This window comes from Thauera sp. 63, from assembly GCF_000310165.2.
Classification (GTDB): domain Bacteria; phylum Pseudomonadota; class Gammaproteobacteria; order Burkholderiales; family Rhodocyclaceae; genus Thauera; species Thauera humireducens.
In genome coordinates, this window is the sequence record NZ_AMXC01000001.1 from 345,994 (window position 1) to 359,516 (window position 13,523).

The 13,523-nt window shown below is 63.5% G+C and carries 18 protein-coding genes; 5 read left to right on the forward strand and 13 right to left on the reverse strand.

Translation table 11 applies throughout. The annotated features are described in order from the left end of the window. Window positions 1-3 precede the first annotated feature (3 nt). From C664_RS01670 to C664_RS01695, 6 genes are all read right to left on the reverse strand, one after another. The gene (locus tag C664_RS01670) at window positions 4-558 is read right to left on the reverse strand and encodes a pilus assembly PilX family protein (protein WP_004251954.1); all 555 of its coding nucleotides are present in this window, start codon (window positions 556-558) and stop codon (window positions 4-6) included. 68 nt (window positions 559-626) lie between these two features. Then, window positions 627-1,721: a PilW family protein gene (locus C664_RS01675; protein ID WP_004251956.1), complete on the reverse strand. Its 1,095-nt coding sequence runs from the start codon at window positions 1,719-1,721 to the stop codon at window positions 627-629. Further along, window positions 1,718-2,245 carry a type IV pilus modification protein PilV gene (gene pilV / locus C664_RS01680; protein ID WP_004251958.1) on the reverse strand — a complete coding sequence of 176 codons (528 nt, stop codon included), beginning with the start codon at window positions 2,243-2,245 and terminating at the stop codon, window positions 1,718-1,720. Before pilV ends, C664_RS01675 begins: the two co-directional genes overlap by 4 nt. Further along, window positions 2,242-2,784: a GspH/FimT family pseudopilin gene (locus C664_RS01685; RefSeq protein WP_004251961.1), complete on the reverse strand. Its 543-nt coding sequence runs from the start codon at window positions 2,782-2,784 to the stop codon at window positions 2,242-2,244. Before C664_RS01685 ends, pilV begins: the two co-directional genes overlap by 4 nt. Then, window positions 2,778-3,230: a type IV pilin protein gene (locus C664_RS01690; RefSeq protein ID WP_004251964.1), complete on the reverse strand. Its 453-nt coding sequence runs from the start codon at window positions 3,228-3,230 to the stop codon at window positions 2,778-2,780. The genes C664_RS01685 and C664_RS01690 overlap by 7 nt, the downstream gene beginning before the upstream one ends. A 127-nt stretch (window positions 3,231-3,357) precedes the next feature. Then, window positions 3,358-3,561, reverse strand: a complete 204-nt coding sequence (locus C664_RS01695) for a YjfB family protein (protein WP_004251968.1) — start codon at window positions 3,559-3,561, stop codon at window positions 3,358-3,360. Window positions 3,562-3,740: 179 nt separating this feature from the next. Between C664_RS01695 and C664_RS01700 the strand changes: the two genes are divergently transcribed. Further along, window positions 3,741-4,556 carry an ankyrin repeat domain-containing protein gene (locus C664_RS01700; protein ID WP_004251969.1) on the forward strand — a complete coding sequence of 272 codons (816 nt, stop codon included), beginning with the start codon at window positions 3,741-3,743 and terminating at the stop codon, window positions 4,554-4,556. A 14-nt stretch (window positions 4,557-4,570) separates the two neighbouring features. On the opposite strand, the gene C664_RS01705 is transcribed toward C664_RS01700, so the two are convergent. From C664_RS01705 to C664_RS01730, 6 genes are all read right to left on the reverse strand, one after another. After that, window positions 4,571-5,056: a YajQ family cyclic di-GMP-binding protein gene (locus tag C664_RS01705; RefSeq protein WP_004251971.1), complete on the reverse strand. Its 486-nt coding sequence runs from the start codon at window positions 5,054-5,056 to the stop codon at window positions 4,571-4,573. 21 nt (window positions 5,057-5,077) lie between these two features. Continuing rightward, entirely contained in the window at window positions 5,078-5,401 is a 324-nt protein-coding gene (ppnP, locus tag C664_RS01710; RefSeq protein ID WP_004251974.1) for a pyrimidine/purine nucleoside phosphorylase, read from the reverse strand. Between the two features lie 14 nt (window positions 5,402-5,415). Next, entirely contained in the window at window positions 5,416-5,646 is a 231-nt protein-coding gene (locus tag C664_RS01715) for a DUF2788 domain-containing protein (RefSeq protein ID WP_004251977.1), read from the reverse strand. Between the two features lie 38 nt (window positions 5,647-5,684). Next, window positions 5,685-6,914 carry an argininosuccinate synthase gene (locus C664_RS01720; RefSeq protein WP_004251980.1) on the reverse strand — a complete coding sequence of 410 codons (1,230 nt, stop codon included), beginning with the start codon at window positions 6,912-6,914 and terminating at the stop codon, window positions 5,685-5,687. Window positions 6,915-6,985: 71 nt separating this feature from the next. Continuing rightward, the gene (argF, locus tag C664_RS01725) at window positions 6,986-7,909 is read right to left on the reverse strand and encodes an ornithine carbamoyltransferase (RefSeq protein ID WP_004251984.1); all 924 of its coding nucleotides are present in this window, start codon (window positions 7,907-7,909) and stop codon (window positions 6,986-6,988) included. 10 nt (window positions 7,910-7,919) lie between these two features. Continuing rightward, window positions 7,920-9,095, reverse strand: a complete 1,176-nt coding sequence (locus C664_RS01730; RefSeq protein ID WP_038010513.1) for an aspartate aminotransferase family protein — start codon at window positions 9,093-9,095, stop codon at window positions 7,920-7,922. 245 nt (window positions 9,096-9,340) lie between these two features. Between C664_RS01730 and C664_RS01735 the strand changes: the two genes are divergently transcribed. Continuing rightward, window positions 9,341-9,631, forward strand: a complete 291-nt coding sequence (locus C664_RS01735) for a DUF3579 domain-containing protein (RefSeq protein ID WP_004251989.1) — start codon at window positions 9,341-9,343, stop codon at window positions 9,629-9,631. 121 nt (window positions 9,632-9,752) lie between these two features. Here C664_RS01735 and rpsT read toward each other — a convergent pair whose 3' ends face one another. After that, the gene (gene rpsT, locus C664_RS01740) at window positions 9,753-10,019 is read right to left on the reverse strand and encodes a 30S ribosomal protein S20 (RefSeq protein ID WP_004251992.1); all 267 of its coding nucleotides are present in this window, start codon (window positions 10,017-10,019) and stop codon (window positions 9,753-9,755) included. Window positions 10,020-10,196: 177 nt separating this feature from the next. Between rpsT and murJ the strand changes: the two genes are divergently transcribed. Genes murJ through C664_RS01755 form a run of 3 tightly spaced genes read left to right on the forward strand, consistent with a single transcriptional unit; the run spans window position 10,197 to window position 13,507 of the window. After that, window positions 10,197-11,732, forward strand: coding sequence for a murein biosynthesis integral membrane protein MurJ (gene murJ / locus C664_RS01745; RefSeq protein ID WP_004251993.1), 1,536 nt, complete (start codon window positions 10,197-10,199; stop codon window positions 11,730-11,732). A gap of 31 nt (window positions 11,733-11,763) precedes the next feature. Beyond that, window positions 11,764-12,684: a histone deacetylase family protein gene (locus C664_RS01750; RefSeq protein ID WP_004251996.1), complete on the forward strand. Its 921-nt coding sequence runs from the start codon at window positions 11,764-11,766 to the stop codon at window positions 12,682-12,684. A gap of 4 nt (window positions 12,685-12,688) precedes the next feature. After that, window positions 12,689-13,507 carry a hypothetical protein gene (locus tag C664_RS01755; protein WP_004251997.1) on the forward strand — a complete coding sequence of 273 codons (819 nt, stop codon included), beginning with the start codon at window positions 12,689-12,691 and terminating at the stop codon, window positions 13,505-13,507. Window positions 13,508-13,523: the final 16 nt, after the last annotated feature.

The window sequence follows — 13,523 nt, forward strand, 5'->3', positions numbered from 1 at the left end:
CTCTCAATAAACGAATGCTTGAACGTAGCTGACGGTATTGCGCGGCCCGTCGACACGGGCGGTGATGCGGTAGATCGGACTCAGCGGCGGTTCGCTCGGAGGCGGGTCGTCCATGACGCGCATCGAACTCGTGTCGGATTCGCCTTCGACGATCAGGCAGTTGTTGACGTCGGGTTCGCCCGCTTCGGAGCACAGGCGCTGAATGACATAACGGATGCGGTTGCCGGACAGATCACGCCCGCCATCGATCCCCGTTCCTGTTGCCACGGCGACCGTAACGCCGCCGTTCCAGGTGGCATCGTTCAGGGGATCGAAATCGTCCGAAGTCGCGTAATAGGCATCGTCGGCGTCATCGTTGTTGAAGTGCTCGATCCCTGGTGCCACCTCGATCTGGTTCAGCCATGCGATTGCCGACTCGACCCCATTGTCAGCCGTCAGCGTCGCCGCCTGTTTCAGGGAGACGTTGCCCGCGACAATGATGTTCGTATCCACCGAGCGCACTAGCGCGAGCGCGGCTAATGCCAGCGTAACCAGGGCGATCAGGGTGATCAGCAGCACAACCCCACGCTGTCTGGCTCGACGCCCAAACCGCGTGTGCACTGGAAACTCTGCCAGGCGCATTCTCATCACATTGCCTCCCGCGCCCACACTACATTGCGAAGCGGAATGATGGTCTCGAAGACCCGATACCGGTAACGATCCCAATCTGCAGTGCCCGACAGATCGATCACGGGCGCCGGGGACCCGGCTTCGTTCTTCCAGGCGCATACGCCAATTGCCGGATCCGTCAGATCTGCGGGCTGGACGCACGCCTGAGACACGACTTCCGCATCACGCAACGGATTGCGGGCCACGATTGCCACACGTACAGCCTTGATCCGTTTCCGCCGGTCGATATCCGTTGCACCCTCGTTGCTCAGGTTCGCCCATTCATCGTTCGAGTCAACCCATTGCGTGATCTGTGTATCAACAGGCGTAGCCGTGATGCCGTACTGCACTTGCATATTCACGATTCCCGAAGCAACCTCCTCGCCGTCCCGTTCGAGGCGATCGCCGTCCACCTCAAATGTCACTTCGCGGTATTGCCCCATGCACGACACAAAGGCGTTCGCCGTCGGCAAACTGCCCAGCGACACCCCCGGCGTCACGGGATTTTCGAGATTGATCTTCGGAGGCACGGCCGGGGGCGCGCCCGCATCCAGGCTATCGACGCTCACGACGAAGCAGGTGTCGCCACCATTCGAAACCACCGCGGTGTCACCGACCCGGCATCCCAGATTGCTGTCGACCGAGAGCTGATTCCCGGAGATCGACGTAATGCGCGTGGCAACACCGCCCGACATTGAGCCGCCATACCGGACGGTGAGTCTGTCACCGCCAGCGGAGACCTCGTTCGCTACCTCCACAGGCGCCATGCTGAAGACGCCTAAGGCAATGCTGGCATTCTCCGCAGTCGTGCACTCTAGCGGCCCGACCCGCCTGTCAAACGCGGAAATGCCGAACCCCGCGAGTTGCGTCTCCCGCAATACCGACTGCAAGGCGAGCGCCCCGTTGGTCTGCGCATCGGCCGTCCCGGTCGTCATCCGCTTCTGGCCTTCGAAGCTGCCGAACACCTGCATGATCACAAGCAAGGCGAGCAAGGCCACGACCATGCCGACCATGATCTCGACCAGCGTGAAACCCGAGGATCGATTCAGCGCAGCAGAACTCCGGTCGCTCACGATTCATCCCCTTCCATCACGCGTGCATCGATGGTCACGTTGTTCTCACGGCTTCCCGAGCAAACGTTGTTCCCGTCGTCATCCAAGCATTCAGCCTCACATCCATCTGGAACATCGTCCGAATCCTGAATCTGTGCCCGGTGTCGACATTCAGACACTCCCCAAGTGACAGTAACCCTCAACATTCCACCCTCTGGGGCAGAAACGGTGGAGAAACCGGAAGGCAGAAGACTTTGATCGATGGCCTGAACGGTTTCTTCAGCGATCAGACCCGCTCGCTCGGTTTCCGATGGGTTCGCCCAGATCCGACCAATCTTCTGCTGCGCGATATAGGTCGCAATGCTGCGGAACTGAGCCTCGGTGGTATTCGTCACCATATTGGCTTGGATACCAACCAGGCCAAGCACTGCGATCGAAAAGATCAGCAGGGCAATCAGCGCCTCGAGCAGGGCCATGCCCCACTGTTCCGCCTTGGCAATGTGCCTGCCCTGCGGCAGCGCACGCATCATCTTTACTGTGCTCATGGTGGGCAAGACCTCAGATCGTCCGCGGGAAGCGTGTCTTCGCACATGCGGATGCTGCCGCTCGTACTGACGATCACGCGCAACTGCCGACTTTCGTCTTCAGCGAGTGCCGTCGTGTCGATCAGGAACTCCGCGGCATTTCCGGGCGCCCTGCCCGAAGGATCGAACACGATGGGCACTGCACCAACCTCGACATCAACCGTCACTGCATCCGACGAACCCTCGTCCGCCGAACGGCTCTGAATCGTGGTTGCACCATCGGGATCCGGGCACGAGCCGGCGGGGGTGGGCTGAAGACAAACGGTCCAGGACGAGCCATCACGAAGGTCGAACTGAACCCGCCGGTTACGCTGGATGGCCTCCACCCGGGCGACCTGCAGACCGTTCTGGATGGACTCTGCCGCAGTGCGGACCTTTCCGTTCTGGATCCAGACGCGGAAGTTGGGCACTGCGATGCCGAACAGAATTGTCAGGATCGCGATGCCGACCATCAACTCGATCAGGGTGACGCCTTTGGCGCCTTGGCGTTGGCTTAGCATCCTCCCCCCGGCCCGGTCACCCAGCAGCCTGCGTTGATCGTCCAGTCCGCAGGTACGCTGGTCGTGACCTTGTCATTGTCCTGATTGATGGTGAATGCGAAGTTCGCAGTACCTTGGGCTGCGATACCAGTCGCCGTGACCGTGTAACCCTCCGCCCAGTCGTCACCATCAGCATCGACCACGGCGCATACATAACCGAAATACCGCTTCTCACCGAAGGCGTTGATATCCACACCACACTCGTCGGCTGCGTTGTTATAGCGCCGATTGTCCTGAAAATAGCGCTCCATCCGCACCCGTGCATCGGAAAGCTCCGCACGCGCCTCGGCAAGCTTGCTCTTGAGGATGTACTGGTTGTATTGAGGCACCGCCACCGCCGCGAGAATACCGATGACGGCAACCACGATCATCAGTTCGATCAGGCTGAAACCTTGAGCTCTCTTCATGTCCCGGTCCTTTAATGGTGACTGGACTGTATTCTTTTTCGACTCGCTTCCGTACGCCTCGGAGACGAACGGAATGACGACCGGGACCAGCGGCGTAAGAAGACTCACAGCAAAGACAGTCGCCCCCTCAAGCCCACGTATCCACCACCCCACCCGCCGTACTTCCGACCGCCGGTGCAGGTGCAGCCACCGCAGGAATAGTCTGAAGCAACTGCAGCGCACTCTCGGCCTGCAGGTCCATCGCCATCTTCAGCACCCTGACCGACGCTTCGGCCTGGACCTTAGTTGCGGCATTGGCGCTGGCCGCCGCAGCAATAGCGCTTACATCCATGATCGACTCCTGTAATCCTTCATTTCCACTTTCATCTTACGCCCGCCAGAACAGTACGCCGGAGGGCATTGCTGTGGATGACCGCAGGTCGTGACCCACATCACGCCCCAGTATGGGTAGGGTTATACAAAAGAATAAAATCAACGTAAAAAGAGATCGTCACCTGAAGTTCTCTTTTTATGAAAAATGAATTTTTCGCCTTCATGGGCACGAGTTACCCCTCGAGCCTTGAACGCGATTTCGAGCGGATCCTGATCAAGATCGAGGCATTGTGGGACACCCCCCAGATCCACGACTACTTCAGCGACCTGCTCATCGACAAGCGCGGGGGCCGCAAAGGCTTTCCGCCTGACGTGCTGGCGGACATCATCCGCCTGCGGGACGCGCGCGAGCTGGAGACCTTCAAGGCGGCGGAGAGCAAGGAGCACGCAATGCATGATCTGACCGCGCGCGGTATCGCCTTCCTGCCCAAGAACTTCTTTCACTTCCTGGAAGAAGGCGACCAGCAGGTCATCGATCTGTTCGTTCGTTCCAACTTCAACGTGAACCTTACCGCCGAGGACGGCACGCCTCCGCTGATTACGGCGCTGAAACGCGGCCTGACCATCATCTCGCAGATTCTGTTGAGCGCAGGGGCCGACCCGAACGCGAGGGATCGACTCGGACTCACCCCGTTGCTTGTAGCGTGCGGAAAACCGACGAGCGGCTACCGCAATACGGTCGACCTGCTGCTGAAGAAAGGGGCTCACATCAACGTGCGTGACCCGCTGGGTAACACGCCGCTACTCCTCTCGATCACCGGCGGCACGCCCGACATCGCTTTCGCACTGATCGAACAGGGCGCGGACGTGTTTGCCAGCCGACGCGACGGCGCGACCGCGCTGTCGCTGGCGCAGAAACTCGGCGACGAGCGCCTGCTGCGACTGATCGAGTTCAAAATGAAACAGGCCTCGTCGGCCGGACGAAGCCTGTCTGGAGAATGCGCTGCAGCCTGACGGTTACGAGGCAGTCAATCCCGGAAGTTGCCGTACTGCAGTGGAAAGTCGGTGATCTGCTTCTTCACCAGCGCAATCGCCTCCTGCAGGACATCACGCTTGGCGCCGGACACGCGCACGGCGTCGCCCTGGATGGCAGCCTGCACCTTCATCTTGCTGTCCTTCAACAGCTTGACGATCTTCTTCGCCAGATCCTGATCGACGCCGACGCGCACCTTCACTTCCTGCTTGACCTTGTTGCCGGAGATCTTCTGCACGTCGCCGTAGTCGAGGCAGCGGACGTCGACGTTCTTCTTGGTCATCTCCGGCAGCAGGATGGTCTTGATCTGGTCGAGCTGGAAATCGCTGTCACCGTAGAGGGTGAGCAGTTTCTCGGCGTGTTCGATCTTGGCGCTGGTACCCTTGAAGTCGTGGCGGCCATCGATCTTGCGGTTCGCCTGCTCCACCGCGTTGCGCAGCGAAGGCTGGTCGACCTCGGACATGATGTCGAATGACGGCATCGCTCCCCTCCTCCCGCGTGCTCAGCCGAAGTGGCAGATGTAGTGATACGGCTCGCCCGACACCTCGATGTCGAAGCTCGAGTTGCCCGGCACGTCGAAGGATTCGCCGGCCCCGTAGGTCTTCCATTCCGCCTCACCCTTGAGGCGGACGCGGCAGCTGCCTGCCACGCCTTCCATGACTTCGGGCGCGCCGGTATTGAAGGTCAGCGCAGCCGGCAGGATCACCCCGACCGACTTGCCCGTGCCGTCGGCGAAACGGACGCTGTGGCTGACGCACTTGCCGTCGAAATAGACGTTGGCCTTGGTGGTGACGGCCACGCCGTCGAGCTTTTCGGTGATGCTCATCAAACGATCCTTTTCTATTCGATTCCAAGCAGCCTCTGGATGAAGCCCTTGGCGACGAAGCCGATGAAGCCCAGGCCGAGGCCGATGAACATCCACATCGCGCCGTACTTGCCCGCCTTGGACTCCTTGGCGAGGTTGCCGATGATGAACAACATGTAGAGGATCAGGGCCGTGAAGCAGACCTTGAGTGAAATGTCCTCGAACTCGGCCATCGTCAGGCCGAAGATCAGTATCTCGTTGTCCATCACCGTTTCCAAAGAGCTTTGCGACTTGAGCCGCTTACTTAGTCGCGCTTCGCCTTGGCGTTGGCCGCGATGCGCATGCGCAGGGCGTTGAGGCGGATGAAGCCGTGCGCGTCCTTCTGGTTGTAGGCGCCCTGGTCGTCCTCGAAGGTGGCGATCGTCGGATCGAACAGCGAATCGGTCTTCGAGTCGCGCCCGGTGACGATGACGTTGCCCTTGTAGAGCTTGAGGCGCACCCAGCCATTGACGCTCTGCTGGGTGTTGTCGATCAGCGCCTGGATGGCCTGGCGCTCGGGGCTCCACCAGTAGCCGTTGTAGATCATGCTGGCGTAGCGCGGCATGAGGTCGTCCTTGAGGTGGGCGACTTCGCGGTCAAGCGTGATCGATTCAATGGCACGGTGGGCACGCAGCAGGATGGTGCCGCCCGGGGTCTCGTAGCAACCGCGGCTCTTCATGCCGACGTAGCGGTTCTCGACCAGATCAAGGCGACCGATGCCGTGCTTGCCACCCAGCTCGTTGAGCTTGGCGAGCAGTTCGTGCGCCTTCATGCGAGTGCCGTTGATGGCGACCAGATCGCCCTTCTCGAACTCCAGATCGACGTACTCGGCGGCGTCCGGCGCCGCTTCGGGCGACACCGTCCAGCGCCACATCGACTCCTCGGCCTCGGCGGCGGGGTTCTCGAGGTGGCGACCCTCGAAGGAGATGTGCAGCAGATTGGCGTCCATCGAATAGGGCGAGCCGCCCTGCTTGTGCTTCATCTCGATGGGGATGCCGTGCTTCTCGGCGTAGGCCAGCAGCTTCTCGCGCGACAGCAGGTCCCACTCGCGCCACGGAGCGATGACCTTCACGCCGGGCATCAGCGCGTAGTAGCCGAGCTCGAAGCGGACCTGGTCGTTGCCCTTGCCGGTAGCGCCGTGCGACACGGCGTCAGCGCCAGTGGCGCGCGCGATGTCGATCTGGCGCTTGGCGATCAGCGGACGCGCAATCGAGGTGCCGAGCAGGTACTCGCCCTCGTAGATGGTGTTGGCGCGGAACATCGGGAAGACGAAGTCGCGCACGAACTCCTCGCGCAGGTCGTCGATGAAGATGTTCTCGGGCTTGATACCGAACTTGAGCGCCTTGGTGCGCGCGGGCTCGAGCTCTTCGCCCTGCCCGAGGTCGGCGGTGAAGGTGACCACTTCGCACTGGTAAGTGTCCTGCAGCCACTTCAGGATGACCGAAGTGTCCAGCCCGCCGGAGTAGGCGAGCACTACTTTCTTGACGTCGCTCATGCTGTTTTCCTGTTTTCTGCTGTGTTGCCGGCGCGCACGCCCGTGCGCACCGTAATTGTCGCCGGACCGGATCAGACCTTGATCTGCCCGAGCATCAGGTATTCCATCAGGGCCTTCTGCGCGTGGAGACGATTCTCGGCCTCGTCCCACACCACCGACTGCGGTCCATCCATGACTTCGGCGGTCACTTCCTCGCCGCGGTGCGCAGGCAGGCAGTGCATGAAGACAGCGTCCTTGTTGGCCACCGACATCATCTCGGCATCCACGCACCAGTCGGCGAAAGCCTTCATGCGCGCCTCGTTCTCGGCCTCGAAACCCATCGAGGTCCACACGTCCGTGGTCACCAGGTCGGCGCCGCGGCAGGCATCCATCGGGTCGGCGAACTGCTCGAAGTGGCCGGTGCCGTAGAGCCCTGCGCGCTCGGGTTCGACCTCGTAGCCCGGCGGGGTCGATACGTGGACGTTGAAGTCCAGCACTTCGGCCGCCTGCAGCCAGGTGTTGCACATGTTGTTGCTGTCGCCGACCCAGGCCACCGTCTTGCCCTGGATCGAGCCACGATGCTCGATGAAGGTGAAGATGTCGGCCAGGATCTGGCACGGATGGTATTCGTTGGTCAGGCCGTTGATGACCGGCACACGCGAATTGGCGGCAAAGCGCTCGACGATGTCCTGCTCGAAGGTGCGGATCATCACCAGGTCGCTCATGCGCGAGATCACCTGCCCCGCATCCTCCACCGGCTCGCCGCGCCCGAGCTGCGAGTCGCGGGTGTTGAGGTAGATGGCCGAGCCGCCCAACTGGTGCATGCCTGCCTCGAACGACAGGCGGGTTCGGGTGCTCGCCTTTTCGAAGATCATCACCAGCGTGCGGTCGAACAGCGGGTGGTAGGGCTCGTAGCGCTTGAACTTGTCCTTGATCCACTTCGCGCGCTCGAACACATAGTCGTACTCCTCGCGCGTGAAGTCCTTGAACTGCAGGTAATGCTTGATGGAAGTCATAGGCAGATCCTTAGCCGTTCGCGAGGAAGTCGCGCACCATGGGCGCCAGCATGCCCACCAGGGTCCGTGCCTCCTCCGCGGTGAAGGTCAGTGCCGGCAGCAGGCGGATGACGCGGTCGGCCGTGACGCTGAGCAGCAGCCCCTGCTCGGCGGCACGTGCCATCAGCCCGCCGCAGGGACGATCGAGCTCGATGCCGATCATCAGGCCGCGCCCACGGATATCGACCACACCGGCAACGCCGGCGAGCGCCTCGGCCATGCCCTTGCGGATCTGGTCGCCGATTGCCAGCGCGTTGTCCATCAGCTTTTCGTCGACGATGGCGTCGAAGGTCGCAAGACCGGCGGCGCAAGCCAGCGGGTTGCCGCCGAAAGTGGAGCCGTGATTGCCCGGCCCGAACAGCCCTGCGGCCTTGCCGGACGTCACGCAGGCGCCGATCGGCACGCCCGAGGCCAGCCCCTTGGCCAGCGTCATCACATCGGGCTTGGTACCGGCGTGTTGCCAGCCGTACCACTTGCCGGTACGCCCCATGCCGCACTGCACCTCGTCACACATCATCAGCCAGCCCTTGTCGTCGCACAGGGCCCGCAGCTCGCGCTGGAAGGTCTCGTCGGCCACATTGACCCCGCCCTCGCCCTGGATCATCTCCAGCATCACCGCGACGACCGAGTGGTCGTGCTCGGCAATCTTGCGGATGGCGTCGATATCCTTGTACGGCACACGGATGAAGCCCTGCACCAGCGGTTCGAAGCCGGCCTGTGCCTTGCGGTTGCCGGTGGCCGACAGCGTCGCCATGGTGCGGCCGTGGAAGGCGCTCTCCATGACGATGATGTGCGGCAACTCGATGCCCTTCTTGTGCCCGTACATGCGCGCGAGCTTGATCGCGGCCTCATTGGCTTCGCAGCCCGAGTTGCAGAAGAACACCTCGTCCATGCCGGAGGTCTCGGCGATGCGGTCGGAGAGCTGTTCCTGCAGCGGAATGCGGTAAAGGTTCGAGGTGTGAATGAGCTTGCCGGCCTGATCGGCAATCGCCTTGACCAGCCGCGGATGGTTGTGGCCGAGGGTATTGACGGCAATACCGGACAGGGCGTCGAGATAGCGCTTGCCGGTCTCGTCGTACATCCAGACACCTTCGCCATGCGTGAACGCGATGGGCAGCCGGGCGTAGGTGTTCATGACATGGGACATGCTGTACCTCGATCGAAACGACGCTGTAAACGTGCACGGCGGCCGTCGCCGCCGTGCTCAAATGAGTGGGGATCTTAAGCCAAAATCGCCGGTCCTGTACAGGCGACCGACCCGCAACCGAGCGGCACTGAGGTCTTATACATGACCTTCAGCAGACCCGATTTCTGCTAGAATGCGCCCCGCTTTGGGCGCCGCCCGCTGGCCTGCGCGCACTGAGCACCTCCTCGGCAGCCAGGGCGCAAGAAATGACTCAGAAGATCGAAAATTTCATCATCGTCGGCATCACCAATGACGGGAAGAAATTCCGCCCAAGCGACTGGGCCGATCGCCTTTGCGGCATCATGTCTGCCTTCGGCGCCGACCATCGCATGATGTATTCGCCCTATGTGCGCCCCGGCTGCACGCTCAAGGGCGACAAGACCGTCCTGGTCGACGCCCGGCTCTACGACATCGAGCCGATGGCCTACAAGTTCATGATCAACTTCGCGAAGGACAACGACCTCCAGATCGACTGGATGGGTGACGCGCCGCTCTGACGCAGCCACCTCGACTCAGCCAACCCAGCAAGACACAGCACCGGCGCAGGCAGAAAAAAAGCGACCCGCAGGTCGCTTTTTCTTCGAGCGCAGCCTTGGCTGCGGCAAGGATCACGCAAGATCAGACAGCCATCGCCTTGACGGCGGCCGACAGGCGGCTCTTGTGACGGGCAGCCTTGTTCTTGTGGATGATCTTCTTGTCGGCGATGCTGTCGATGGTGCTCATCGAGGTGCGAAAGACCGACTGAGCCGCCGCCTTGTCGCCACCCACGATGGCCTTGCGCACGGCCTTGATCGCGGTACGCAGGCGGGAACGAAGGCTGGCGTTGTGGGCGCGAGACTTGACTGCCTGGCGGGCGCGCTTGCGAGCTTGTGCCGAGTTGGCCATAGATGTGATTCCGTTATTGAATGGTTCTGGAAAGCCCGCGATTCTAACGACGCCGCGCAGCGAACGCAAGCACGATTTGCGACCCGGCGATAGTGTCTCGACTTACAGTGACCGTAGTGCCCGGCTATCATGCGAGCCTTGCCGCCAACGGCCCACCTCATCCTTCCCGTACAACGCATGAACCTGCTGCGCGCCCTCGCCACCGTGAGCGGCATGACCCTGCTGTCCCGCATCCTCGGCTTCGTGCGCGACTTCGTCATCGCCCGCGCCTTCGGCGCCGGCATGGCGACCGACGCCTTCTTCGTTGCCTTCCGCCTGCCGAACCTGCTGCGCCGCATGTTCGCCGAAGGCGCATTTTCCCAGGCTTTCGTCCCGATCCTGGCCGAGTACAAGAACAAGCAGGGGCCGGACGCCACCCACACCCTGATCAACCGCGTCGCCACCCTGCTCGGGCTCGTCGTCGCCGTCGTGGCGGCCCTCGGTGCGCTCGCCGCGCCGCTGATCATCTATGTCTCGGCGCCCGGCTTCTCGGGCGACCCCGGCAAGTTCGAACTCACCGTCGAACTCACGCGCATCACCTTCCCCTACATCTTCTTCATGTCCCTTGTCGCACTGGCGGGCGGAGTACTCAACACCTGGAGCCGCTTCGCGATTCCAGCCTTCACGCCAGTGCTGCTGAACCTGGCCTTCATCGGCATGGCGCTGTTCGCCGTGCCCTACTTCGATCCGCCGGCGCTGGCGCTGGCCTGGGCGGTCTTCCTCGGCGGCCTGCTGCAGCTGCTGCTCCAGGTCCGCCCGCTGTGGAAGATCGGCATGCTGCCGCGTTTCGACCTCAACCTGTCGGACCCGGGCGTGCGCCGCGTGATGAAGCTGATGGCGCCGGCCGTCCTTGGCGTGTCAGTCAGCCAGATCTCGCTACTGATCAACACGATCTTCGCGTCCTTCCTCGAGAGCGGCAGCGTGTCCTGGCTTTACTACGCCGACCGGCTGATGGAGTTCCCCGCTGGCCTGCTCGGCGTCGCGCTCGGCACGATCCTGCTGCCCAGCCTGTCGAAGCTCCATGCCGACGACAAGGCACAGGAGTTTTCCTCGCTGCTCGACTGGGGCCTGCGCCTGACGCTGATGCTGACGCTGCCCGCGGCACTCGGCCTTGCGCTGCTGGCCGTGCCCCTGGTGGCGACGCTGTTCAACTACGGCGCCTTCGGTGCCGACGACGTCATGCACACGCGCAGTGCGCTGATCGCCTACAGCGTCGGCCTCACGGGCCTGATCCTGGTGAAAGTGCTGGCGCCCGGCTTCTATGCCCGCCAGGACATCCGCACGCCGGTGAAGATCGCCCTCATCACACTCGCCGCGACGCAGCTGATGAACCTCGCCTTCGTGGTGCCGCTGCGCCACGCAGGACTGGCGCTGGCGATCGGCCTGGCCTCGTGTCTCAACGCGGCACTGCTGTATCGCGGTCTGCGCCGGCGCGAGGTGTATGTGCCGCGAGCCGGCTGGATTGCGTTTGCGCTGAAGCTGCTGGCAGCGCTCGTGGTCATGGGCTGCGTGCTGTGGTTCGGCGCCGGGCCGGACCGGCTGTGGGTCGAGATCGGCGGGCTCGAACGCGGCCTGCGCCTCGCCGCCGTGGTCGGTGGCGGCGCGCTCGCCTACTTCGCCACGCTGTTCGCGCTGGGTTTCCGTCTGCGCGATTTCCGCCGTCGGGGCGCCTGAGCGGCACGCACCCGGACCCCGCATCCCCACCATGAAGCTCTACTACGCCGACCACTTCGTCTTGCCGCTGCCCGAAGGCCACCGCTTTCCGATGGAAAAGTACGCCCGCCTGCGCAGTCGCCTGCTCGCCAGCGGCGCATTCGCCGAAGCGGATTTCTGCGTACCCGATGCGGCGAGCGACGACGCCATCCTGCGCGCGCATGACCCCGCCTATCTGCAGCGGGTCGCCCGCGGCACGCTCGACGCCGCCGAAGTTCGGCGCATCGGCTTTCCATGGTCGCCCGCCATGGTGGAGCGCTCGCGCCGCTCGGCCGGCGCCACCCTCGCAGCCTGTCGCAGTGCCCTCGCACGCGACGGCGGCACGGCCTGCGCAGTGAACCTGGCCGGCGGCACGCATCACGCCCATCGCGATTTCGGCTCCGGATTCTGCGTCTTCAACGATGCGGCGATCGCCGCGCTGGCCATGCGCGCCGAAGGCCGCGTGCGGCGGGTGGCCATCGTCGATTGCGACGTGCATCAGGGCGACGGCACCGCGGCCATCCTCGCCGACGATCCCGAAGTCTTCACCTGCAGCCTGCACGGCGCCAAGAACTTCCCCTTCCGCAAGCAGACGAGCGACCTCGACATCGAGCTGCCCGACGAGACCGGCGACACGGCCTATCTGGCGGCACTGGACGAAGCCCTGCAGAGCGTCTTCGAGCGCGCGCAGCCCGAGCTGGTGATCTATCTCGCCGGTGCCGACCCGTATGCCGGCGACCGCCTCGGACGCCTCGCGCTCAGCATCGACGGCCTGCGCCTACGCGACGAGCGCGTTCTTGCCGCCTGTCGCGACGCCGGCGTGCCGGTCGCGATCGCCATGGCGGGCGGCTATGCGGAGCCGATCAACGACACCGTGACGATCCACGTCAACACCGTCACGACGGCAGCCCGTCTGCTGCGCGACGGCGCCTGAACCGATGGCAGCCGCGCTGACGCTGATCGGCGTCGACTTCACTTCCGCGCCGCGTCCGGCCAAGCCGATCACCGCCGCGTTCGGGAGGCTCGAAGGAGACGCCGTCGTCCTCGAGCGGGTGGAGAAGCTGGTTGACTGGCCCGCCTTCGAGTCCCTGCTGATGCGTTCCGGTCCATGGCTGGGCGCCTTCGACTTTCCCTTCGGCCTGCCCCGCGAGGCAGTCGTCGACCTGGGCTGGCCGACGACCTGGCCCGAGCTGGTCCGATACTGCGCCCACCTGGGAAAGACGGCCTTCCGTGCCGCGCTGGACGCTTATCGTGAAACGCGCCCGATCGGCAAGCGCTACGCCCACCGCGCCACCGACCTGCCGGCGCGCTCGCACAGCCCGCTGAAGCTGGTCAACCCGCCGGTGGGGCTGATGTTCCTGGAAGGCGTGCCGCGCCTGCTGGCCGCGGGACTGTCCGTACCCGGCGTGCATGCGGCGGACGCGCATCGACTCGCGGTGGAGGCCTACCCCGGCCTGCTCGCACGCAGCATCACAGCCGAATCGTACAAGAGCGACGACAAGCACAAGCAGACGCCCGAACGGCGCACCGCCCGCATGCGGATCGTGGACGCAATTGGCGCCGGCCACGGCACCGCAGGCATTGCGCTGCACGCCACACAGGCACAGCAGACCGCATTGATCGAGGACGCCAGCGGCGACAGCCTGGACGCGGTCCTCGCGCTGCTGCAGGCCGCCGCATGCGCCCGCGCAGGCGCACCGCACTACGGATTGCCGCCAGACGTCGATCCCCTAGAAGGCTGGATCGCCGGTGCCTGACCCTTCCGCCGCCCGC